Source organism: Bacillus sp. 5mfcol3.1 (assembly GCF_900114335.1).
Taxonomy (GTDB): Bacteria; Bacillota; Bacilli; order Bacillales; family Bacillaceae_G; genus Bacillus_A; species Bacillus_A thuringiensis_S.
Window position 1 is genome coordinate 556,632 of the sequence record NZ_FOST01000002.1, and the last position, 24,475, is coordinate 581,106.

Here is a 24,475-nt window from a genome sequence, read left to right on the forward strand (position 1 = left end):
AAACAAGGGATACTTTTGTGCATAGTCTTTTACATTATAAAGGAGGAGTGGATAGAAAACAAAGGATTGTTACACATATAGTTTTGGTTTTGTTGCTGTTTTTTGAACAGGCTCCTCTCGTAATTCTTTTTCTATGACTGGCTCAATCACTATTTTTTTTCTTTTTCTTTTTTTTTGTGGAGGAGGTGGAGTTGCTACCTCAACCTTTTCTGTTATGTCTTCAGCCTGATTTTTAGTTGAATCTTCTTCCGTACTTTTTCCAGAGGTGAGGATTTTAACAATGCTTGGTAGGTTACGCATAATAGGGCCGTACTGTTCGACGACAGGGCTTACAGATTGAACGACTTGGGATACTTTTTCTATATTGTTTATCATATTAGTTGGATTCGAAATTAAATTCGCAAAAAAACTGCCGATGCCGCTACTGGATGCTGCTGTAGTTGTTGCACCGCCGCGCGTTTCGTTTGATTCGTACATTTGAGGGGGAATCATTTGCTCTGGATGCTGCTGCATGTATGGTTGATATTGCTGTGAGTACTGCTGTGGGTATTGCTGTTGATATTGGGGTTGATATTGTTGCCGATATTGAGGTGGCGGTTGCTGGTGCTGGTGCATCATTGGTGGCGGTCCTTCCATTTGTCGATAAGGCGGAACCATTTGCATGTAAGGTTCGGTTGGATCGTGTTTTTTAAAGAGTTTAGCAAGGAACCCTTTCTTTTTTTGTGCCATTGGTGGTAGTTGTGGAATTGGATATGGTGTATAAGGTTGCTGCCCTTGATTTGGATACATTTGTCTTGTAGGGGATTTTGGAAACATGTGAGAAATCCTCCTTTCTTCAGTTAGGTATATACACATACAATATGCAATAAGGGGGAAGAAGGTTAGTTTTTGAAGGGAAAACCTAAACTAAAGATGGATTTTACTTGTAGATTTCGATATAATGTAGACTTGACTGATTTGTGCGCGCAGTAGAAATTTAGAAAGAAGGTGTAACTTATGACACAACAAACTTTTACACAGTATGATTTTAAACCATTTTTAATAGATGCAGTTCGTGAACTACGCTTTACAGAGCCGACAGGAATTCAGCAGAAAATTTTCCCGGTCGTGAAAAAAGGTGTAAGTGTAATTGGACAATCCCAAACAGGTTCTGGGAAAACACATGCATACTTACTTCCTACATTGAACAGAATTAATGCAAGCCGTGAAGAAGTACAACTTGTTATTACAGCACCTACTCGTGAGTTAGCACAACAAATTTACGAAGAGATTGTGAAATTAACAAAATTCTGTGCGGAAGATCAAATGATTACAGCGCGTTGTTTAATTGGTGGAACTGATAAACAACGTTCAATTGAAAAGTTGAAAAAACAACCTCATATCGTAGTCGGGACACCAGGACGTATTAAAGACTTAGTAGAAGAACAAGCATTATTTGTTCATAAAGCAAATACGATTATTGTCGATGAAGCTGACTTAATGCTTGATATGGGATTCATTCACGATGTAGATAAAATTGCAGCACGCATGCCTAAAAACTTGCAAATGCTAGTTTTCTCTGCAACAATTCCTCAAAAACTAAAACCGTTTCTGAAGAAATATATGGAGAATCCAGAGCATATTCATATCAATCCAAAACAAGTTGCAGCTGGAAACATTGAACACTATTTAGTGCCTTCTAAACATCGTAATAAAATTGATTTAGTGAATAAAATGCTACTTCAATTTAAACCGTATTTAGCAGTTGTTTTCACGAATACGAAAAAAATGGCAGATCAAGTTGCTGATGGATTAATGGAACGCGGCTTAAAAGTTGGACGAATTCACGGGGATTTATCACCACGTGATCGTAAAAAAATGATGAAACAAATTCGTGACCTTGAATTCCAATATATTGTTGCGACTGATTTAGCAGCACGTGGTATTGATATTGAAGGAATTAGCCATGTTATTAACTATGAGCTACCATCAGATTTAGATTTCTTCGTTCACCGCGTTGGAAGAACAGCACGTGCGGGGCATTCTGGTATTGCAGTGACGATTTATGATCCAGCAAACGAAGAAGCATTAGATAGCTTAGAAAAACAACGTCATATCGAGTTTAAACATGTAGATTTACGCGGAGATGAGTGGGCAGATTTAGGTGAGCGTCGTCGTCGTAAGAGCCGTAAAAAACCAAATGACGAACTTGATGTTATGGCAACGAAAGTTATTAAAAAACCGAAAAAAGTAAAACCAAACTATAAACGTAAACTTGCAACAGAACGTGACAAAGTGAAGAGAAAATATAGCAATAAAAAAAGATAAGGGGTTTCCCTTATCTTTTTTTAATCCCGCTAATTTAAATGAAGAGTATAGTCTGTTTAAATACTCATATAAATTTGTGTAGTGCGTCTTTTATGAACAAACAATTCACTACATATTTCTACAAATTATGCTATCATTATATCTATTGTATATTGAAGAGGTGATTGTATGTTAAAGATTGGATCTCATGTTTCCATGAGTGGTAAGAACATGTTATTAGCAGCAAGTGAAGAGGCTGTTTCATACGGTGCAACAACGTTTATGATTTATACAGGTGCACCGCAAAATACACGAAGAAAACCAATTGAAGAATTGAACATAGAAGCAGGAAGAAAACATATGGAGCTGAATGGTATTGAGGAAATTATCGTCCATGCGCCGTATATTATTAATGTTGGGAATACGACGAAGCCAGAAACATTCCAATTAGGTGTAGACTTCCTTCGTATGGAAATTGAAAGAACATCGGCATTAGGTGTAGCGAAACAAATTGTTCTTCACCCAGGAGCGCACGTTGGTGCTGGAGCAGATGCTGGTATTCAACAAATTATTAAAGGGCTTAATGAAGTACTAACGCCAGAACAGACGGTTAACATTGCGTTAGAGACGATGGCAGGAAAAGGAACAGAATGTGGTCGTAGCTTTGAAGAAATTGCAAAGATCATTGATGGCGTAAAATATAATGAAAAGCTATCTGTATGCTTTGATACGTGTCATACGCACGATGCAGGATATGATATTGTAAATGACTTTGACGGTGTATTAAACGAATTTGATAAGATCGTTGGTATAGATCGTTTACAAGTACTTCATATTAATGATAGTAAAAATGTACGCGGAGCAGGAAAAGACCGTCATGAAAACATCGGATTTGGTCACATTGGGTATAAAGCATTGCATCACATTGTACATCATCCACAGTTAATGCATGTACCAAAAATTCTTGAAACACCGTATGTAGGGGAAGATAAAAAAGATAAGAAGCCACCATACAAATTGGAAATCGAAATGCTGAAAAACGGTACTTTTGATGAAGGGCTTCTTGAAAAAATTAAAGCGCAATAAGGAGGGGATTTCCCCTCCTTATTTTAGTAATTGCTGAAATAATGTATTTACTTGTTGGGCAGTGGCAGGGGAAGTTACTTTTGCAATCTGTTTTAAGAGCTCTAGTCGCTCGTTGTTATCGTAAATATTAATATTTTTACCTTTCATAAGTAAAACGATTTGGTCAGCTTGTGCAGTCGTAATAGAAACTTCATATTCTTTGCTATATTTTAATAACTCTTTTGTAGAAATATGATTTAATTTTTTATTAACAATTTGTTTAATGAGGTTCATCTTGTTATCCTCCTTCAGGCGTTCTTCTATCGAAATATATGAGCATATAGCTTGTACATATTCGTATAGAGTTTCTTTTTTCATGAGGAAAAGAAGCGTATGTTATAATATAAGGACAAAACTACAGAAAAAGAGTAAAGGGAGGACCTATGGAGCAAAAGCAACATCGAAAAGAAAGTGTTATTCATCTCATTTATCGTTTAGTTATGATTATTTTTGGGGCAGCATGCGCAGCGGTAGCGATTGAACTATTTTTAATGCCAAATAAAATTATTGATGGTGGAATTATTGGTATTTCTCTTATATTAGATTACCTTACTCCTAATATTTGGTGGTTAAGTTTTTCTACTTTAGTCGTTGTTCTCAATATCCCATTTATGTATTCGGGTTATAAGCAAATTGGAAAAACATTCATGTTATCTTCGGCATTTGGTATTGTAGCGTTAGCATTCATTGAGTCAACGTTACATGCGGTGCCACCGTTTACAACAGAGCCTATTTTAGCGACTGTGTTTGGTGGTCTTATTTTAGGTCTTGGTGTAGGACTTGTAATTCGTCATGGTGGATCGTTAGATGGAACTGAAATTATGGGGATTTTATTAACGAAGAAATTACCGTTCTCTGTTGGTGAATTCGTAATGTTTGTGAACTTATTTATTTTTGCATGGGCAGCATTTGTGTTTGGTGTGGAACAAGCGATGTATTCTGTTATGACGTACTATATTGCATTTAAAACGATCGATACAGTAATTCAAGGGCTAGATGAAACGAAAGCAGTTTTAATTGTATCTGATCAATATGAGGAAGTATCAAATGCGATTTTACATCGACTCGGCCGTGGAACTACAAAGCTTGTAGCAAAAGGTGGTTATACAGATAAAGAAAAAGAAGTTATTTATGCAGTTGTAACGCGTCTAGAAGTGACGAAGTTAAAGTCAATTGTGCATGAAATTGATGAAAATGCGTTTGTTACGATTATGAGCACGCAAGAGACAAATGGTGGTAAGTTTAAATCGGCTATTCACTAAACGTATATAGGAATATTTTTCGAAAGCAGAGAATTTTTCTCTGCTTTTTGTTATAATAGTAAGGTTTCTTGAAAAAATAGATATATTTTAGGCAGATTGGTTTACAACTATAATAAGCTGTACTATAATTCAAATAGATATAAATCGGAATCATTCTGAATTAAAATAGGTGAGATGCTATGAATAATATATTAGAGATTGAAGGTTTAACATTCCGATACGAAGATCGGAATGTGTTAGAAAATATTAATTTGCAAGTTCCGAAGGGAGCTTTTTTAGGTTTAGTGGGACCGAATGGTTCAGGTAAATCAACTTTACTTAAGTGTTTATTAGGCGTTTTAAAGCCAAAAGAAGGAAGCATTCGTGTGTTTGGCGTTGATAGTAAGAAGTTTAAGGAATGGAATAAAGTTGGTTATGTATCCCAAAAAGCAAATAGTTTCAATTCTGGTTTTCCAGCAACTGTTTCTGAAGTTGTGTCAATGGGACTTGTTTCGAAAAAAGGGCTTTTTCGCTTTTTCACAAAAGAGGATAAGAAAAAGGTAGAAAAAGCAATTGCTGATGTAGGGATGAGTGAGTTTCAAGGTCGTAATATTGGAGAGCTTTCTGGTGGACAGCAACAGCGTGTATTTATTGCTCGTGCGCTCGTTAGTGATCCTGAATTGCTTATTTTAGACGAGCCTACTGTTGGAATCGATGTAAAAAATGTGGAAAGTTTTTACGAAATATTAGAGGATTTAAACAAAAGGCTCGGGATCACATTAATTCTTGTTACTCATGATATGGGAGCTGTTACCGAAAAAGTAACACATGTTGCATGCCTAAACCAACATCTACATTTCCATGGAAATGTAGAGAAGTTCCGAGAGTTAGAAGATGCAGAAATGTCCGTCTTATATGGACATCATGTTCATCGTTTAGAACACGAACATGAGCATCACGGGAGGATATAATGATACAAGATTTTTTACAATATGACTTTTTACGTAATTCTTTATACGCAGGTATTTTAATTGGACTTGTTGCACCACTAATAGGTGTGTTTGTTGTTATTCGTCGTTTATCTCTTATTGCGGATGCATTAAGTCACGTGACGTTATCAGGTATTGCAGCAAGTTTATTACTTGAAAAAACCATTTTTACAGGTGGTTTTTTAAACCCCTTATATATGGGGATGGTTTTTTCAATTGGTGGAGCGCTATTAATCGAAAAGTTAAGAACTGTATATAAGCACTATCAAGAATTAGCAATTCCGATTATCCTTTCGGCAGGGATGGGAGTTGGAGTTATTTTCATTTCACTTGCAAATGGATTTAACACAGACTTATTTAGTTATTTATTTGGTAGTGTCAGTGCTGTAACAAGTACGGATTTAATTATTATTGGGATTGTAGCAATTGTTGTTGTTGCGACAATTATTTTATTATATAAAGAGCTGTTTCTACTATCATTTGATGAGGAATACGCAGTATCAACTGGTTTAAGAGCGAAATGGATTCACTTTATTTTCATTATATTAGTTGCTCTTGTCATTGCAGTATCAATGCGTGTAGTAGGGGTTCTTCTCGTATCATCATTAATGACGTTACCAGTTGCAGCAAGTATTCGTATTGCTAAAGGATTTAAACAAACAATTTTCTTTTCCATTTTATTTGGTGAAATTGCAGTAATTGGTGGAATGTTTGCTTCGTATCAACTTGATCTAGCACCAGGTGGTACAATTGTTATGATAGCAGTTCTTATTTTAATCGGTGCGATTTTATGGAAGAAGAAAAAAACTGCATAAAGTAGGGATAGGTATGAATCTAACAGAAGCTTTACGCCTAATGAAGGAAAAAGGATACAAACATACTGGAAAAAGAGAAGAGATGCTCAGATTATTTGCAGCACATAATCGTTATTTAACTGCGAAAGACGTTTTAGAGCATATGAAAGACGATTATCCAGGGCTTAGTTTTGATACGATTTATCGTAACTTAACAGTTTTTGCTGAGATTGGTGTTTTAGAACAAACGGAATTAAATGGTGAAAAACATTTTCGTTTCACTTGTTCTATTATGGAACATCATCATCATTTTATTTGTTTGGATTGTGGTGGGACGAAAGAGATTACTTCCTGCCCAATGGATTTTATGAATAAAGATTTTACTGGTTATGAAGTAACGGGTCATAAGTTTGAAATATATGGTCGTTGTCCAAAATGTGCAAAGTAAAAGCTCGTCGGTTATATAACTGACGAGCTTTTTTACGTAGAAAAGAAGGTTGCTCACAAATATTGTGGCAACCTTCTTTTTATTGTTCTTGTGTCTCTTTTTCTTTTTCTCGTTCAGCAGCCATTTCAGCAGCAATTACGTCGATTTCTTTTTTCAGTTCTTCTACCATTGTTTCTTCTGGTACTTTACGAACGACTTGCCCTTTACGGAATAATAATCCCTCTCCACGTGCACCAGCAATACCGATATCAGCTTCACGAGCTTCACCAGGACCATTTACAGCGCAACCAAGTACTGCAACTTTAATTGGTACTTGAAGTGTAGAGATGTATTCTTCCACTTCGTTAGCGATGCTAATTAAATCGATTTCAATACGACCACAAGTTGGACAAGAGATAAGTGTCGCTGCGTTAGACGCAAGACCGAATGATTTTAATAATTCACGAGCAACTTTTACTTCTTCAACTGGATCAGCACTTAATGAAATACGTAGTGTATTTCCGATGCCTTTACTTAAGATTGCTCCAAGACCAGCGGCACTTTTTACAGTTCCAGTAAACAATGTTCCAGATTCTGTAATACCTAAATGTAATGGGTAATCAAAAGCGCGAGCAGCTTTCTCGTATGCTTCGATTGCTAAGTTAACATCAGAGGCTTTCATAGATACGATAATATCGTGGAAATCTAAGTCCTCTAAAATTTTAATATGATGTAGCGCGCTCTCAACCATACCATCAGCAGTTGGGTATCCGTACTTTTCTAAAATGTGGCGCTCTAATGAACCAGCGTTTACACCAATACGGATTGGAATACCGCGCTCTTTTGCTGCATTTACAACAGCTTCTACTTTATGGCGACGACCAATATTACCTGGATTGATACGTACTTTATCAATGCCACCTTCAATTGCTTTTAAAGCAAGGCGATAATCAAAATGAATATCAGCAACAAGTGGAATGTTGATTTGTTTTTTTATATCAGCAATAGCATTAGCTGCGCGTTCATCTGGAACGGCAACGCGGACGACTTGACAGCCAGCTTCTTCTAAACGCTTGATTTCAGCAACTGTTGCTTCAACATCATGTGTTTTTGTTGTTGTCATACTTTGTATAATTAATTCATTATTACCGCCAATTGTTAAATTACCGACTTTAACTGGACGTGTTTTTGTACGATGAGTCATTTCATTCACGAATAGATCGCTCTCCTTATAAAAGAAGTTTCTTATTTAGTCCCTCATATCAATGATAGTATACGTGATATAGGGCTATAGAAACCGAAGTGCTCGGTTTCACTTTTACTATTGTATCAGCGCCTTTATGTAATTGACAAGGATTAAGTGATGGCTTATTGATATAACGGGAATTTATAAGACTTTCCAATTTGTATTTTTGTAGCAGATGTACTTTTGTTTAATTGTTTAAAGTCGTCAATGACTTTTTCTATGGAAGGAATTTTTTTCTTGTTAATTTGTTCTGTAATAGAAAGAACTGTCTCGCCAGTTTTTACTTCAATTGTTTTATAAGATGTATCCGTTTCTTTTTCTGTTTTATTCTCTTTATTTTGTTGGCTGTCTGTGTTTTCTTTTTTAATCGTTTGGGCAGCAGTTGTTTTTTTATATGAACTTAACATCGGTAAAGTACCGATTTTTATATCGTAATAAAATATATAACCGAGAACAAGCACGAATAGAAATATACCTAACCTCTTCATATTCTTCACTCCTTTGCTAGGAATATATGCTTGTCCAAAAAAAAAATGCCTATTTAGGCATTTTTTTATTTTTCTTTCGGTTGGGGTACCTCTTTAATCGTTAAGTATAGAACGATTAAAACAACAGCGATATAAATGAATGTTGCGCCAGGTACGACGATTTTGAATAAATCCATAATCATGAAGAAAATGGTTGGGATTGTGTAGCTGTATGCAGTTAGTGTCCAAACTTGTTTATAGGATAGTTTACGTTGACCGCTCATAGCAGAACCGATGAACGCAAGTAAAGTCACGCCTACAAAAGTGATGAATAATTGGAATAGGTACACTAAGAATCCAATAACAAATAATAAAATTGGATAAATATTATCGAATAAAGAAATAAATTCCTGTAGATCTTTTTTCTCAAGAGATGCACCTAACAAATCGTTATAAGAATACGTTTGTGTTTGACCATTTCCCATAGAGACTACTTTATCTTTTAAAACAAATAAACCTGTTTTATTTTGATATTTTTCTAGGTCTGTTGAATTTGGATCAAATACGAAAAGTGCATTTCCTTCTTCTTTTTCAATAGGCTGATCAATATCGGCTTTTAGTTCGCCATTTTCAATTTTAAAATCAGGTAAATCTTTATCGATGACTTGATTTACCATGCCTACACCATCTTGGATAAAACTACCGTACAAAAAAGTTCTTGGAATAGTAGTAATTAAGCAAAGTAGCATAATATACAAAATGGTTTTACCGATTTTTTGAAAACGGAATAGCGCCATATCTTTAGGCGAGTATATGCTTTTTACGAATTGGGTAAATATGGACATAGATTCACTTCCTTTATGTATGTATAAAATCATTGTAACGTAGGAATCTAGAGAATCTCAAGATATATTATATTTACATATAGTGGAGATAACTAAATTTCTTTTTATTAACTTTCTTCTTTTAAATAAGAAAAATACAATTGACACTTTTCTTTTCTATATGGTAAATTTATCTTACATTTCTTAAAGGGCATATCCGATAGGAATTCCTTTATTTGATATGTTGTTACATACATAATTGTGGACCCTTAGCTCAGCTGGTTAGAGCAGACGGCTCATAACCGTCCGGTCGTAGGTTCGAGTCCTACAGGGTCCATATCCATTTCGCATGTTTATTATGTTAGCAGGAAGCTTCCTTGTAGAAGGAAGCTTTTTTTACGGAATATATGAGCATTTTAATTGAAAAGAAGTGGGAATTTTGCTACTTTAATGATAGCAAGACAATGTGATTTATTTGTTTGCACCCTATGGCAATTAGGGTAGAATGAAGTTGTATGTCACTTAAGTGGCAATACATAAACTGGGAGGAATATAACAATGGCAAAACACGAATTACCAAATTTACCTTATGCGTATGATGCTTTAGAGCCTCACTTTGACAAAGAAACAATGAACATCCATCATACAAAACATCACAACACGTACATTACAAACTTAAACGCTGCTTTAGAAGGTCATGCAGAATTAGCTGACAAAAGCGTAGAAGAATTAGTTGCAAACTTAAACGAAGTACCAGAAGCAATCCGTACAGCAGTACGTAACAATGGTGGCGGACATGCTAACCATACATTCTTCTGGACAATCCTATCTCCAAACGGCGGAGGACAACCTGTAGGTGAACTTGCAACTGCAATTGAAGCAAAATTCGGTAGCTTCGATGCATTCAAAGAAGAATTCGCAAAAGCTGGCGCAACTCGCTTCGGTTCTGGTTGGGCTTGGTTAGTAGTAAACAATGGTGAGCTAGAAGTAACAAGCACTCCAAACCAAGATTCTCCTTTAACTGAAGGTAAAACGCCAGTTATCGGTTTAGATGTTTGGGAGCATGCTTACTACTTAAACTACCAAAACCGTCGTCCAGACTACATCGGTGCATTCTGGAACGTTGTAGATTGGAACGCTGCTGAAAAACGTTACCAAGAAGCAAAATAATTGTAATAAATATAGAAAAAAGCTAGGGGAGAACCCCTAGCTTTTTTCTATGCTTTCCTTTTACATAATTGGGCTTGTCTTTGGAAGACTAGAACATGAAGTAAAGGAGAGTTGTGTATGAAGTGGAAACATATAATTGGTGACGTTGAAGTGAATCGGGATTTAGTGTTATTGCTCCTTATAGGAGGTTTATACACGCTCGCAATTTCTTTATCGAATACGTTTGTAAATATTTATTTATGGAAACAAACACAAAATTATGTGAATCTTGGCTTGTATAATTTGGCCAGCGTTATATTACAGCCTCTCACATTTCTTGTAGGGGGAAAATTAGCGAAACGTATCGATCGCTCGATTTTATTACGAATAGGAGTAGGAACGCTCGCAATTTTTTTTATTGTTGTCTTAGTAGCGGGGAAAAGTGCTTCTCAGTATATTTTATTAATGGGGGCTCTTTTAGGAGTAGGATACGGTTTTTACTGGTTGGCTTTTAACTTATTGACATTTGAAATTACAGAACCAGAAACAAGAGATTTCTTTAATGGGTTTCTTGGACTTCTTACATCCTTCTCTGGGATGATCGGACCAATAGCAGCAGGATACACAATTTCACGTATGGAGAAATGGAGTGGTTATACTGTTATATTCTTTCTTTCATTAGTTCTATTTGCAATTGCTGTCGTCTTAAGCTTCTTTTTATCTAAAAGAGAATGTGAAGGGCGTTATGAAATCGTGCAAGTATTGAAAGAACGACGGATTGATAAAAACTGGGGAAAGATTACACGAGCTCATTTTTTCCAAGGATTGAGAGAAGGAACGTTTATTTTTGTCATTTCAGTATATGTTTATTTAGCAACTAATAGTGAGTTCGCATTAGGGAAATATAGTTTAGTGAACTCTGCTGTATCCTTTGTATGTTATTACTTAGTTGCTCGTATGTTAAAGAAGGAGTGGCGAAAAAAAGCAATTTTACTTGGAGGCATTATTTTATATGCTGTCGTCTTTTTAGTTATTTTCAATGTTACATACACGAAATTACTTATTTATGCGGCATGTATTGCGATTGCATATCCTATTTTACTTGTTCCGTATGGATCAATGACATATGACGTAATTGGTAGAGCGAAAAATGCGAGAGAATGGCGTGTGGAATATGTCGTTGTTCGGGAGCTGTGGTTAAACGCCGGAAGAATCTGTTCCATTTTAAGTTTTTTATGTGCTGTACTATTCTTTCCACCTGAAAAAAGTTTACCTTACTTATTATGTATTTTAGGTGCTGGACATTTTCTTATTTATTTTGCAGTTAAAAATGTCAAATATGATGAGGGAAATGCGAGTAAAACAAGTGTTGTAACGCAAGGAAACGCGCAAAACCAAACTGAACCAGAAGGTTAACTTCTCGTTTGTTTTATGCTAGAATAGAAAAAGATGTAAGACAGCAGTGAGGACACCTGTATGAAGGTGTCCCTTTCACATTACATAGCTGTTGGTAGAGGGGGTTTGTATGAGCAAGAAGCAGAAGCAAAATAAGAAAAAGACCCACGTTCCTTTTCGGTTAAACGTGCTGTTTTTCTGCGTGTTTTTAATGTTCTCCGCGGTTATTGTAAGGCTCGGATATGTACAAATTGTTCGCGGTGAAGAATATAAGAATGAAGTGGAGAAGAAAGAAAATTCAACGATAAGTAATCCTGTACCGCGTGGGAAAATATTTGACCGTTATGGGCGACCTGTAGTAGATAATGCAGCCATTCGTACTATTACATTTACAAAAATGAAAGGATCAACTGCAGAGGATCGCTTAGAAACAGCGAAAAAGCTAGCAGATTTGATTGAAGTACCGACAGATAAATTAACAGATCGCGATAAAAAAGATTATTGGCTTGCTATGCATAAAGAGGAAGCTAAAGAAAAAATTACGAATAAAGATCGTCAAGAGTTTAAAGATAAAAAAATTGATGATAAAGAATTAGACGAGCGTCAGCGCAGTCGTGTAACAGAAGAAGAGATTAATCAATTATCCGCAAAAGATCTAGAAATACTAGCGATTAAGAGTAAGATGGATGGCGGATATGCAATGACACCTCAAGTTCTTAAGAAAAATGCAACAGATGAAGAATATGCGATTATTAGTGAAAATTTAGCGCAATTGCCGGGAGTAGATACAAGTGTTGATTGGGAACGAAAATATGCATATGATGGTGATTTGTTCCGAAGTGTACTTGGTGGTGTAACAACTTCTGACGAAGGTTTACCAAGAGAAAGACTAGATTACTATCTTGTTCGTGATTATAATCGAAATGACCGAGTAGGAAAAAGTTATCTTGAACAACAGTATGAAGATAGTCTGCACGGTACGAAAGCAGAAGTTAGAAATGTTACAGATAAAAACGGTAATATTTTAGAAACGATTAATGTATCAAAAGGACAAAGTGGTAATGACCTGAATTTAACGATTGATATGGAATTACAAAAGCGCGTGGAGGATATTCTTACGAAGAATTTAATGAGATTTAAAGGAAGCGAACCTCTTTTAGATCGCGCATTCGTTGTAATGATGAACCCAAAAAATGGTGAAGTTTTATCTATGGCTGGGAAACAATTAGTTAACGAAGATGGTCAAACGAAAGTAAATGACTTTGCATTAGGTACCATGACAAGTTCTTATCCGATGGGGTCAACTGTAAAAGGTGCAACAGTACTTACTGGATATCAAACTGGTGCGATTCAACCAGGTTCAGTACAATTGGATGAACCAATTAAATTAAAAGGTACACCTACGAAGTCATCTTGGAAAACGATGGGATATATTAATGACCTTACAGCTTTAAAAATGTCTTCTAACGTTTATATGTTTAAAACAGCGATGAATATCGCTGGTGTTCCATATGTGAGAGGTGGTACGTTAGATATACCTCAAAAAGCATTTGATACGATGCGTTATTATTTCGGACAGTTTGGACTTGGTGTAAAAACAGGAATTGATTTACCGAATGAATCTGCTGGTCAGATGGGGAGAGGTAGTCAACCAGGTTTCTTACTAGATTTATCAATTGGACAGTATGATACGTATACACCGCTTCAATTAGCGCAATATATTTCGACGATTGCCAATGGTGGATATCGTATGCAACCACAAGTTGTAAAAGAAATTCGTCAACCGGCAGTGAAACCAGATGAAGTTGGGAAAGTTGTTCAATCTATGGAACCGAAAGTATTAAATCGTGTTGATATGCCAGAATCGCAAATTAAACGTGTTCAAGAAGGATTTAGACAAGTGTATAATGATTCAGGTGGTACAGCTACCAAATACTTTACAGGTGCAAAATATAAAGCGGCAGGGAAGACAGGTACCGCGCAAACTGTGTATGGCGGAGATAAAGAGATTGGTAGAAAGGCAAATGGTGAACGTGTGGAAACATATAACTTAACATTAGTAGGTTATGCGCCACTTGAAGATCCAGAAGTAGCATTCTCTGTTGTCGTTCCATGGGTACATGATGATAAGACTGGTATTAATGGATATATTGGTCGTGAAATTATGGACGCCTACTTTGATTTAAAAAACCAAGAAGTAAATGGTGAAGCTCCAAAAGATGATAAAAACAATAAAAATAAAGATCAAGATGATGAATAAAAAAATTTTAAAAAAGCACACTATCTGAAAAGATAGTGTGCTTTTTTTTATGGTTTATGCATATCGTGTAATAAATGTGGACAAGTATACAATATTGGGAAACACGCGGCCTTATAAATAATACTTGTATATGATGAGATAGGGGATAACTGTTTTATAGGGAAATTATCAGAGAAAATGAATAACTACTACCGATTAAAATTGTATCCCGCTATTAACGGGCAGTAAGACCCCCATCTCAAAATTCAGTGAAAGCAAAGAAGTTAGGTGGGGGTCGGGCTGTCCGTAAAAGCCCGATTGGTGAGGGCTGATTAAAGTTTCACTTTATCGTATGTTGATTTTTGTGGAACTTTACAAAACTTTTACAAACAATTAAAACCGAATTAATAGTTTAGCAGTATTCTTATATCTGTAATCCTGTTATTTCCGGTTACTTCTAGGAGGAAGAACACGTGAAATGGATGCGTACACCGATTATAATTTTCGTACTATCGATATGGTTCCTCTGTTTTGAAATGTCTACTGCATTTGCTTTAAATGATATGGGAGAAGTGAGAGTTGATGGATCCTCAACGGTTTTTCCTATTATAGAAGCAGTAGCGGAGGAATATACAAAGGTGCATCCAGACGTGAAAATTTCCATCAGTGTTTCTGGAACTGGAGGAGGATTTAATCGTTTCAGTAAAGGAGAAGTAGATATAAATAATGCTTCGAGAGTAATGAAACAAGTCGAGAAAAATGAGATGAAGAAAAACTCTATTCAGTTCACACCTTTTGAGGTCGCTAACGATGGTCTTACAATCGTTGTGAATCGGCACAATACATGGGTAGACGATATGTCAGTAGACGAGTTACGTTTACTGTGGAGTGAAGATGGAAGAGAGAAGCGATGGTCACAAATTCATTCAACATGGCCACGTGAACAAGTGAAGTTTTATGCACCAGGCGTAGACTCTGGTACTTATGATTATTTTCAAAATGTCATCTTACAAAATCATCGCATTGTAAAAAAAATCTCTTTGTCTGAAGATGATCAAGTTATTATGCAAGGGGTAATGAATGATAAACATGCCATTGCTTTTGTAGGATATGCTTATTATATGGCTAATCGAGATAAGGTGAAAGCAATAAAAGTGAATGGTGTATTTCCGACGAAAGAGACCATTCAGTCAGGTAAGTATAAGCCGTTATCTAGGCCGCTACTTACTTATGTGAATAATGCATCTATCCGAAATAAAATGAATGTAGCAAACTATGTTGAGTTTATGATTCAGCATGTTGGTAACCTCGCTGAAGAGGTCGGGTATGTAAAATTAAGAAAAGAAAAATACAATGAACAGCTGCGTATGTTAACAGAAATAAAAAGGTAATGTCAGGGTGGAAAGGGGTTTTCATCTTTGGCTCATAATGACAAAAGTCAAATTACATTTTCTGTACAATATTTGATTGAAAGAAATACAAAACAAAGAAAAAAAACGCAGCGAATCAATCGAATAATGCCTTTGTTACTAAAGATAATTGCTAGCGTTTCTATTGTTACGACACTTGGAATTGTTTTTACGCTCTCTAATGAAACAATCATGTTTTTTCAAAAAATATCATTGTACTCCTTTTTGACGGAGAAAGAATGGTTACCGTTTTTTGAAAATCCTAAATTCGGTATATTACCACTTATATGTGGAACGTTCCTTGTAACAGCAATCGCTATGTTTGTAGCAATTCCTATCGGTTTAGCGTGTGCCGTATTTTTAAGCGAATATGCTTCAAATAGTGCACGGAAAATATTAAAGCCGATGTTAGAGCTATTAGCAGGTATCCCGACAATTGTATATGGTTTTTTTGCATTAACAATTGTTACGCCGCTTTTACAAAGGATTATACCAGATTTACAGTTTTTTAATGCGATTAGCCCAGGAATCGTTATCGGATTTATGATGATGCCTACAGTTGCATCTCTATCTGAAGACGCGATGAGAGCTGTGGTGAAAGGGACTAAAGAAGCTTCATTAGCACTCGGAGCGACGCGGTTTGAAATGGTAAAACAAGTGGTGTTTCCGTCCGCTTTTACAGGGATTATGGCAGCAATTATATTAGCGGCTTCGCGTGCAATTGGTGAAACGATGATTGTTGTAATTGCGGCAGGATCCACACCAAATGTATCGCTTGATCCGACACATTCTATTCAAACGTTAACAGCCTATATTGTGCAAGTAAGTTTAGGTGATGCTCCGCATGGAACGATTACGTATTACAGCATGTATGCTGTAGGCGCAACATTATTTTTGTTTACCTTTATTATGAACATCATTTCGCAGTCAATTATGCGCCGTTTTAGGAGGATGACATAATATGCGAATGTTGAATCATAAAAAAATACAAAAAAATATGGCATCACGCTTTTTAAAAGATCGAATTTACAAATTGTTATTTTATATAGCAATTTTATTTTCAATCGTAATTTTGTTTTTGTTACTGTTTCAAATTGTTGAAAAAGGTATAAGTTATCTTTCAATAGATTTCTTTACAAATTTCGCTTCACGTAATCCGAAAGAAGCTGGTATTGCTGCAGCTTTGTCAGGGACAATATTATTTATGAGTATTGTTATACCTGTTTCTTTTATATTTGGAGTTGGAACAGCACTTTATTTAGAGCAATATGCGAAGGAATCTCTATTTAAAAAAATAATAGAGATTAATAATCAAACGTTAGCAGGAGTACCATCCGTTGTATTTGGATTGCTTGGTTTAACTATTTTTGTATATGCTCTTCATTTAGGAGAGAGTATAGTTGCAGCAGCACTGACGATGAGTTTACTCGTCTTACCAACAGTTGTTGTGGCGAGTCAAGAAGCAATCCGATCAGTACCAAGTGCATTATTAGAGGGTTCTTACGGATTAGGTGCTACGAAGTGGCAAACGATGTATCAAATTGTATTGCCATATGCTTTCCCGGGGATTATAACGGGCTGTACGTTAGCGATATCAAGAGCAATTGGAGAAGCAGCACCACTATTAGTTATTGGGGCACTTGCGTTTGCAAATTATGTTCCATTTAGTATGTTTGATAGATTTACAGTTTTACCAATTCAAATTTTTAATTGGATGAGTAGGCCACAAGAAGAATTTCAGTATGTAGCAGCAGCTGGGATGATTGTTTTGTTAGGTTTGTTGCTATTTATCAATATATTTGTTTTATGGTTACGAAATCGAAAATAAGTTGGAAGTGGATGAAAGGGGAATTCAAATGGTAGCAACAGTAGTAAATGTACAGGTGAAAAACGAAGAGAAAATCGAGACTGCGCCAAAGAAAGTAGTATTTGATACGAAAAACTTAAATTTATGGTATGGGGAAGACCATGCTTTAAAAGATATTAATTTAAGTATTCATGAGAATGAAGTTACAGCAATTATCGGTCCAAGTGGCTGTGGTAAATCAACGTACTTAAAAACGTTAAATCGCATGGTAGAGTTAGTACCGATCGTTCGAACTACAGGTGTAATTGAATATAGAGAACGCAATATATTTGATAAATCATATCCAGTTGAAGAATTAAGAACGCACGTAGGAATGGTGTTCCAAAAGCCAAATCCATTTCCAAAATCTATTTATGAGAATGTAGCATACGGTCCAAAAATCCATGGTATCCGTGACAAAAAGACATTAGATGAAATTGTTGAGAAAAGTTTACGCGGAGCAGCGATTTGGGATGAGTTAAAAGATCGTTTGCACGATAATGCATACGGTTTATCTGGTGGACAGCAACAGCGTCTATGCATCGCACGTTGCTTAGCTATTGAGCCAGACGTTATTTTAATGGATGAGCCAACATCGGCACTAGATCCAATTTCAACATTAAAAGTAGAAGAATTAATTCAAGAGTTAAAGAAAGACTTTAGTATTGTTATCGTAACGCATAATATGCAACAAGCAGCGCGTATTTCAGACAAAACCGCTTTCTTCTTAAGCGGGGAAGTTGTGGAGTATACAGATACAAACAAATTATTTACGACGCCTTCAGATAAGCGTACAGAAGATTATATTACAGGTCGCTTTGGTTGATATCGTTGCAAAGCTAAGAGAAAATGCCCTCTTAACAGAGGGCATTTCTTATTTTTATCTCACTTTAATAGGGAAGTAATACCTTCTCTTTATCTTAAGGTTTATTACAAGCGTAAGAGGTTATGTAGGAGATTTATCCCGCTATTTGCGGGCAGTAAGACCCCACCTCAAAATTCAGCAAAAGTAAAGAAGTTAGGTGGGCGGGCGGCCTGTAAAAGCCCGATTGATGAGGGGTGATTAAAGTTTCACTTTGTATATAATGGCACATAATATTGAGGGGGAAGAAAAAATGGTAAGAGAACAGTTTCAAGGTGATTTAAAAGTGTTACAGCAAAAGGTGATTGAGCTTGGCGAATTAGCAAATGCGGCTTTATTGATTGCTATGGAAGGTCTGCATACAAGGGATGTAGAGAAAGCGTTAGAGGTCATTGATGGTGATTACCGTATGGATAATTTAGAAGAGGAAATAAACGATCTTGCGCTTATGCTCATTACGAAGCAGCAACCTGTAGCAAGTGACTTAAGAAGAATCTTTATTTCAATTAAAACAGCGACAGATTTAGAGCGTATTGCAGATCATGCTGTTAATATTGCAAAGGCTACAATTCGTCTTGGGGAAAAAGAAGTGGCTGTTAGTTTGCACAACCTGGATGAAATGTTTGCGGTTGCAAATAAGATGTTGCATTTAGCGTTAGAAGCATATGAACAAGAAAATTTAACTTTCGCGAAACAAATTGCTGAAATGGATGATTCCGTTGATGAAATATATGGAAAAGCAATTCGTGAGTTTATATCTTCAGTTCCGGAACAACCAGAAGCAATTACGCAAATTACACAATTATCATTTGTGGCGAGATATATTGAGCGTGTAGCAGACCATATTACAAATATTGCTGAAAATGTATTTTATTTAGTAAAAGGAAAGCATTATTTATTGAATGAGTAGGAATAAAAGTAGGTGATGAGAAATCACCTGCTTTTTTTAGTCAAAACATGACAAAAAAAGCTCGTTGTTTCCTTTAGTTTATGATGATAAGATGTATCATAATGTAATGGGAAAATTAGTATATATGTTGTTCGTTAATAAGTATTATTTATCAATTAATAGTAAGCGCTTTCTTGTCGTTTGAAACGTACGTTTTTATAGGTGGGAAATTTAATTATAGGGTCTTTTAAATGAGGATTCGTTTAACTAATCAAGTTTATGCTGCTAGTTCATGTGGGATAGAGAATATACATATGGTATATGGAGCTACTGAACATTATATAAGTGGAGGCTGAAGTATATGAAGGGGGTTATTTTAGCTGGAGGAAAAGGAAGACGCCTTAGACCATTAACATGTAATACTCCAAAGCCGATGTTACCATTATTAGAAAAACCAGTTTTAGAATACAATATTGAGTTATTACGCCAGCATGGTATTCGTGAAATTGCAATTACTGTTCAATATATGAGTACTACGATTAAGCGATATTTTGGTGATGGTAGTAAATGGGGAGTTAACTTGTATTATTTTGAAGACTCTCCTCCACTTGGTACAGCAGGGAGTATTAAACAAGCAGAACAATTTTTAGATGAAACATTTGTTGTAATAAGCGGGGATGCATTAACTGACTTTCAATTATCAGAAGGAATTAGGTTTCATGAACAAAAGAAAAGAATGGTAACAATGTTTGTGAAAGAAGTAGAAAATCCACTCTCATTTGGATTGGTTGTAATGAATAAAGACCAGGAGGTTACACGATATATAGAAAAGCCGGGTTGGAATGAGGTAGTATCTAATGTTGTGAATACAGGCATATATATTATGGAGCCAGAAATCTTTTCTTACATACCGCCTAGACAATTTTTTGATTTCAGTCATGATGTGTTTCCTTTATTGGCAAACAAAAATGTGTTATTCGCATATTTGTCAGAAGGTTATTGGTTAGATATCGGCACATTTAATCAATATCGACAAGCACAATTTGATTTGTTAACGAAAAAGTTACAAGTACCTATTCCTTATACGGAAGTATTACCGATGGTATGGATGGGAGAAGGGGTGACGATTGGGAAAGGGACAAAAATTCATGGCCCCTCTTTCATTGGAGAAGGAGCAAAGATTGGTACAGGAGCTGTAATTGAGCCATATTCTATTATTGGAAAAAATAGTATCATTTCAAATTATTCTCATCTTCAAAAAAGTATTGTTTTTGCAAATGCCCATATTGGAAAGTATTGTGAACTATTAGAAACGACAATAGGAGAGCGTACAATAGTTGAAGATGACGTTACACTGTTTCAAAAAAGCATTGTAGCGGATCACTGTCATATCGGGAGAAGTACGATAATTAAGCAAAAAGGAAAACTATGGCCTTATAAGGCGATTGATAGTCATTCGATAGTAGGAGCGGCTGGTATTCAAGAGAGTGAAATGAGTGCAGGGTGGTTACAAAAAAGCCGCATTGTAGGAAGAGGGAATGTTGAAATTACTCCCCCGTTTATCGTGAAGATTGCGATGGCGTATGGCTCTCTTTTTACAAAAGGAGAAAGTATATTAATTGGAAGTCAAGAAAATATAGAAACAACCTCTTATAAAAATTTATTTTTACATGCTATTCATGGTATAGGGATTCATACGATGGAATGCAAAGAAATGAACGAGTCACTTTTTCAATATAGTGTTCATCATTTGCAATGTGCAGGTGGGGTTTTCATTCAAGTGGAGAATGAGAATGAGAATGAGATTGTTATAAAGTTGTATGGTCAAGCTGGCATGCCGTTAACGTATAAGCAGCAAAAAGAGATAGAACAAGTATATATGTCCGAATTGTTTTATTACGTGCATGAGAAAGAGATGGGGCGAAATAAGCTGGTTCATGTTTCTATGAATGAGTATATAGAAGTTATATTGGGGCATATTGATATCGAGAAAATACAGATGCAGAAGTTTCATCTTCTTATTAATAAGAGAAATGATACGTTGCAACATTTACTTATGCTCTTTCTACAAAGACTTGGTTGTACAGTTACATGGATTTATGCAAGTGAACAAAAAGATCATGTGAAAGCTTTGATGAAATCAAGTAAAGCGAATATGGCTCTTATGTTTTCTGAGCAAGGAAATCATTTCGAGTTATACGATAAACATAGTAATATTTACCAGGGTACAGATTTAGAAGAGGTAGATATTCCAGATTTCTTACTCGAATCTACAGGAAATATTTACCCAATGTCTTTGAAATTAGGAGAATGTTATCTTCTGTTTTATACGCAGGATGAAAGGAAGTCGTTTCAAGTAAGGTGGAAGCGAGATATTTTATATCGAATTGGAAAATTATTTGAGCTAATAGCATTGCAAGGAAAAACGTTTCTCAGCATAGTAGAGCAATCACCTCCGCTCTATTTACTTTATGATGAAGTGGTATGTTCATGGAATGAAAAAGGGAAAATTATGAGGAAATTATTGGATGATATTGAAAGGAAGGGAGAAGGCATATTTGAAGGAGTACAGTTCAAATATACTGAAAAAGAGTGGTCTTATATCGTTTCTGACACAAAACAACCAAAATTTTTAGTGTATTCACATGCTAGAAACCCAGTAATAGCAAGGGAAAACATGAAAAATATTATAGAAAAAATTAGACAATATCAAAAGGTGTAGAATTTTTATTTTAAAAGTGGTATTATAGTATAGTCTGATTTAAGTTATTAGTACTGGAGGGAAATAAGAATGCGTGTGAATATTACTCTAGCATGTACAGAATGCGGAGATCGTAACTATATCTCAAAGAAAAATAAACGTAACAACGCTGAGCGTATCGAGCTTAAAAAGTATTGCAAGCGTGACAAGAAGTCTACGTTACACCGTGAAACAAAGTAAGCAGTAGGAATATTTTCCTACTGTTTCTTTTTTTATTCGATTCCTATGTTAAAAGTGATACACTATCATCATAGAGTAAAGTGTCACTGTAAGGAGGAGAATGTGTGAAAGAAGAGAAAGTGCGTTTGCGTAAACAAATAATAGAACACATGAATTCTTTATCAGAAGAACAGTATACAACTTTATCAGAACAGATTGCATTTTCGTTGTATGCGCAAAAAGAGTGGGTTGAAGCTAAAACAATTGGAATTACTCTTTCAATGGAAAATGAAGTGAATACATATCCTATTATCGAAAAAGCTTGGGAAGAAGGAAAGAAAGTTGTAGTTCCTAAGTGTAATAAAGGAACAAGAACGATGTCCTTCCGGAAAATTAGTGATTTTGATCAATTAGAAACGGTGTATATGAATTTACGTGAACCGATTCCGGGACTTACGGAAGAAGTCAGTGCGGATGACATTGATCTTCAAATTGTGCCAGGCGTAGCTTATACAGAGCGAGGAGAACGGATTGGATACGGCGGGGGCTATTATGATCGTTATCTCGTGCATTATAAAGGGAAAACGCTATCATTAGCATATGATTTTCAAATGGTAAAACACATTCCGGTAGAGCCATTTGATAAAAATATAGAAAAAATTATTACAGAAAAAGGAACAATGCTTATAAATGAGCTTGTATAGACAAATAAAAATTGACGAGACTTTTTCTTCTTGATTATAATAAAATATGTGAACGTTTTCTTATTATAATTTTTATAGTAAGTGAGCATAGAGGGTGATGAAATGGTATCTATTTATGATATTCAGCAATTGCTAAAGAAATTTGGTACGATTATTTATACGGGAGATCGAATTGCAGATTTACAATTAATGCGAGATGAATTGCGTGAATTAAATCAATCACAGCTAATCGATCCACAAGACTATCAAACAGCTTTATTTTTATTGAAGCAAGAAATTCAAAAAGAGCTAAATAAGAATTAGATAAAGGTAGGTAAGCAACATGGAAGAGAAATGGTTAGTTGGTGTTGACCTTGGTGGTACAACGATTAAATTAGCATTTATTAATGTATACGGCGAAATTTTACATAAGTGGGAAATCCCTACAAATACAGGTGAGCAAGGAAAACATATTACACTTGATGTTGCGAAAGCAATTGATAAAAAGCTAGAAGAATTAGGCGAATTGAAGAGCAAGTTAATTGGTATTGGTATGGGAGCTCCTGGCCCTGTACATGTGGCATCTGGAATGATTTATGAAGCGGTTAATTTAGGGTGGAAAAACTATCCGCTAAAAGATTTATTAGAAGTAGAAACAGGATTACCTGTTGTTATTGATAATGATGCAAACTTAGCAGCGCTTGGTGAAATGTGGAAAGGTGCTGGTGAAGGTGCAAAAGATTTAATCTGCATGACACTTGGTACGGGCGTTGGTGGTGGTGTAATCGCCAATGGTGAGATTGTACACGGCGTGAGTGGTGCTGCTGGTGAGATTGGACATATTACAGTAGTTACAGAAAATGCTTTCCCATGTAATTGCGGGAAGTCTGGTTGCTTAGAAACAGTAGCATCTGCGACAGGTATTGTACGTGTTGCTATGCAAAAAATACAAGAGACTAATAAAGAAAGCATGTTGCGTTCTATGTTAGCTGAAGAAGGACGTATTACATCAAAAGATGTCTTTGAAGCACTTGGACAAGGTGATGAATTAGCAGGCGAAGTAGTAGAAAAGGTAGCTTCTTATTTAGGGTTAGCTGTAGCGAACCTATCTAGTACGTTGAACCCAGAGAAAATTGTTATTGGTGGAGGCGTGTCTAAAGCTGGAGATGCGCTATTAGAACCAATTCAACGCTATTTCGAGCAATACGCTTTCTCACGTGCTGTAAAGAGCACGAAGTTAGCTATTGCAACACTTGGTAATGATGCAGGTGTTATCGGAGGAGCTTGGCTTGTAAAAAAGCACAAATACGAAGCGAAGATGATATAAGTTTTGAAATATGAAAAGAGGAAGGGGGAACCCTTCCTCTTTTTGTGTGAAATCTCGATGAAGAATAAAGTGTAAACGAATTAAGCTGCTGGTGGATACCCGTTATATAGAACAGTCATGATCGTAAACCATCCGAAAACGAGTACAGTTGCAATTGCAAAGCCGCTCGCGAAAAAGTTTTTTTCACGAAGTGTTCTAAGCGTAGCAAATACAGCTAACAGAGTGACAAGTGTAAAAATAATAACAAGGCCCATGCAATATCCTCCTCTGTCTACCCATTTCTTATTATGAGTTTTTGGAATATTTACTCTTTTATATTGTACATGTTTTAAAAATGATTGTCGAGATAGCATCCTT

25 protein-coding genes and 1 tRNA gene are annotated in these 24,475 nt (G+C 35.8%); 20 read left to right on the forward strand and 6 right to left on the reverse strand.

What is annotated here, in order from left to right:
* Positions 1–69: 69 nt before the first annotated feature.
* On the reverse strand, positions 70–816 hold the full coding sequence (gene vrrA / locus BM089_RS12190) for a VrrA/YqfQ family protein (RefSeq protein WP_000484179.1): 747 nt from the start codon (positions 814–816) through the stop codon (positions 70–72).
* Positions 817–996: 180 nt separating this feature from the next.
* Between vrrA and BM089_RS12195 the strand changes: the two genes are divergently transcribed.
* A complete protein-coding gene (locus BM089_RS12195; RefSeq protein ID WP_000194023.1) occupies positions 997–2,307 on the forward strand; it encodes a DEAD/DEAH box helicase in 1,311 nt (436 codons plus the stop codon).
* 168 nt (positions 2,308–2,475) lie between these two features.
* Entirely contained in the window at positions 2,476–3,372 is an 897-nt protein-coding gene (locus tag BM089_RS12200; RefSeq protein ID WP_000912471.1) for a deoxyribonuclease IV, read from the forward strand.
* A gap of 18 nt (positions 3,373–3,390) precedes the next feature.
* Here BM089_RS12200 and BM089_RS12205 read toward each other — a convergent pair whose 3' ends face one another.
* Positions 3,391–3,645: a DUF2624 domain-containing protein gene (locus BM089_RS12205; protein WP_001048958.1), complete on the reverse strand. Its 255-nt coding sequence runs from the start codon at positions 3,643–3,645 to the stop codon at positions 3,391–3,393.
* 149 nt (positions 3,646–3,794) lie between these two features.
* Here BM089_RS12205 and BM089_RS12210 point away from each other — a divergent pair, with 149 nt between their 5' ends.
* The 4 genes from BM089_RS12210 to BM089_RS12225 all read left to right on the forward strand — a co-directional run bounded on the left by BM089_RS12210 (position 3,795) and on the right by BM089_RS12225 (position 6,883).
* Positions 3,795–4,673: a YitT family protein gene (locus BM089_RS12210; RefSeq protein ID WP_000435960.1), complete on the forward strand. Its 879-nt coding sequence runs from the start codon at positions 3,795–3,797 to the stop codon at positions 4,671–4,673.
* A gap of 179 nt (positions 4,674–4,852) precedes the next feature.
* Positions 4,853–5,623, forward strand: coding sequence for a metal ABC transporter ATP-binding protein (locus BM089_RS12215; protein ID WP_001059662.1), 771 nt, complete (start codon positions 4,853–4,855; stop codon positions 5,621–5,623).
* Positions 5,623–6,456: a metal ABC transporter permease gene (locus BM089_RS12220; RefSeq protein WP_000613817.1), complete on the forward strand. Its 834-nt coding sequence runs from the start codon at positions 5,623–5,625 to the stop codon at positions 6,454–6,456. Before BM089_RS12215 ends, BM089_RS12220 begins: the two co-directional genes overlap by 1 nt.
* Before the next feature lie 13 nt (positions 6,457–6,469).
* Positions 6,470–6,883 (forward strand): Fur family transcriptional regulator, encoded by a 414-nt coding sequence (locus BM089_RS12225; protein WP_001054516.1) that lies wholly within the window; start codon positions 6,470–6,472, stop codon positions 6,881–6,883.
* 79 nt (positions 6,884–6,962) lie between these two features.
* On the opposite strand, the gene ispG is transcribed toward BM089_RS12225, so the two are convergent.
* The 3 genes from ispG to yqgB all read right to left on the reverse strand — a co-directional run bounded on the left by ispG (position 6,963) and on the right by yqgB (position 9,420).
* Positions 6,963–8,066: a flavodoxin-dependent (E)-4-hydroxy-3-methylbut-2-enyl-diphosphate synthase gene (gene ispG, locus BM089_RS12230; protein ID WP_175495692.1), complete on the reverse strand. Its 1,104-nt coding sequence runs from the start codon at positions 8,064–8,066 to the stop codon at positions 6,963–6,965.
* 164 nt (positions 8,067–8,230) lie between these two features.
* Entirely contained in the window at positions 8,231–8,596 is a 366-nt protein-coding gene (gene yqfZ, locus BM089_RS12235) for a protein YqfZ (protein ID WP_000825415.1), read from the reverse strand.
* Between the two features lie 65 nt (positions 8,597–8,661).
* A complete protein-coding gene (gene yqgB, locus BM089_RS12240; protein WP_000021895.1) occupies positions 8,662–9,420 on the reverse strand; it encodes a protein YqgB in 759 nt (252 codons plus the stop codon).
* A 242-nt stretch (positions 9,421–9,662) separates the two neighbouring features.
* Between yqgB and BM089_RS12245 the strand changes: the two genes are divergently transcribed.
* From BM089_RS12245 to glcK, 14 genes are all read left to right on the forward strand, one after another.
* Positions 9,663–9,736 (forward strand) — tRNA-Ile (locus BM089_RS12245).
* 221 nt (positions 9,737–9,957) lie between these two features.
* Positions 9,958–10,569 (forward strand): superoxide dismutase [Mn], encoded by a 612-nt coding sequence (gene sodA, locus BM089_RS12250; RefSeq protein ID WP_001052031.1) that lies wholly within the window; start codon positions 9,958–9,960, stop codon positions 10,567–10,569.
* Positions 10,570–10,686: 117 nt separating this feature from the next.
* Positions 10,687–11,964, forward strand: coding sequence for an MFS transporter (locus BM089_RS12255; protein WP_023523062.1), 1,278 nt, complete (start codon positions 10,687–10,689; stop codon positions 11,962–11,964).
* 109 nt (positions 11,965–12,073) lie between these two features.
* Positions 12,074–14,203, forward strand: coding sequence for a peptidoglycan D,D-transpeptidase FtsI family protein (locus tag BM089_RS12260; RefSeq protein ID WP_053563643.1), 2,130 nt, complete (start codon positions 12,074–12,076; stop codon positions 14,201–14,203).
* 452 nt (positions 14,204–14,655) lie between these two features.
* The gene (locus BM089_RS12265) at positions 14,656–15,573 is read left to right on the forward strand and encodes a PstS family phosphate ABC transporter substrate-binding protein (RefSeq protein ID WP_090977057.1); all 918 of its coding nucleotides are present in this window, start codon (positions 14,656–14,658) and stop codon (positions 15,571–15,573) included.
* Positions 15,574–15,600: 27 nt separating this feature from the next.
* Complete coding sequence (pstC, locus tag BM089_RS12270) at positions 15,601–16,551, forward strand: phosphate ABC transporter permease subunit PstC (protein ID WP_053563644.1); 951 nt, start codon at positions 15,601–15,603, stop codon at positions 16,549–16,551.
* A gap of 1 nt (position 16,552) precedes the next feature.
* Positions 16,553–17,419, forward strand: a complete 867-nt coding sequence (gene pstA, locus BM089_RS12275; RefSeq protein ID WP_053563645.1) for a phosphate ABC transporter permease PstA — start codon at positions 16,553–16,555, stop codon at positions 17,417–17,419.
* 28 nt (positions 17,420–17,447) lie between these two features.
* The gene (gene pstB / locus BM089_RS12280; RefSeq protein WP_000226681.1) at positions 17,448–18,263 is read left to right on the forward strand and encodes a phosphate ABC transporter ATP-binding protein; all 816 of its coding nucleotides are present in this window, start codon (positions 17,448–17,450) and stop codon (positions 18,261–18,263) included.
* 289 nt (positions 18,264–18,552) lie between these two features.
* On the forward strand, positions 18,553–19,209 hold the full coding sequence (gene phoU, locus BM089_RS12285; protein WP_000251246.1) for a phosphate signaling complex protein PhoU: 657 nt from the start codon (positions 18,553–18,555) through the stop codon (positions 19,207–19,209).
* Positions 19,210–19,549: 340 nt separating this feature from the next.
* Positions 19,550–21,910, forward strand: a complete 2,361-nt coding sequence (locus tag BM089_RS12290; protein WP_090977059.1) for a sugar phosphate nucleotidyltransferase — start codon at positions 19,550–19,552, stop codon at positions 21,908–21,910.
* A 69-nt stretch (positions 21,911–21,979) separates the two neighbouring features.
* On the forward strand, positions 21,980–22,129 hold the full coding sequence (gene rpmG, locus BM089_RS12295) for a 50S ribosomal protein L33 (protein WP_001265616.1): 150 nt from the start codon (positions 21,980–21,982) through the stop codon (positions 22,127–22,129).
* Between the two features lie 104 nt (positions 22,130–22,233).
* A complete protein-coding gene (locus BM089_RS12300) occupies positions 22,234–22,812 on the forward strand; it encodes a 5-formyltetrahydrofolate cyclo-ligase (protein WP_000656861.1) in 579 nt (192 codons plus the stop codon).
* Between the two features lie 102 nt (positions 22,813–22,914).
* Positions 22,915–23,115, forward strand: a complete 201-nt coding sequence (locus tag BM089_RS12305; protein ID WP_090977061.1) for a YqgQ family protein — start codon at positions 22,915–22,917, stop codon at positions 23,113–23,115.
* 19 nt (positions 23,116–23,134) lie between these two features.
* A complete protein-coding gene (gene glcK / locus BM089_RS12310; protein WP_000391701.1) occupies positions 23,135–24,118 on the forward strand; it encodes a glucokinase in 984 nt (327 codons plus the stop codon).
* 80 nt (positions 24,119–24,198) lie between these two features.
* Here glcK and BM089_RS12315 read toward each other — a convergent pair whose 3' ends face one another.
* Positions 24,199–24,372: a DUF2759 domain-containing protein gene (locus BM089_RS12315; RefSeq protein ID WP_000524852.1), complete on the reverse strand. Its 174-nt coding sequence runs from the start codon at positions 24,370–24,372 to the stop codon at positions 24,199–24,201.
* Positions 24,373–24,475 lie beyond the last annotated feature (103 nt).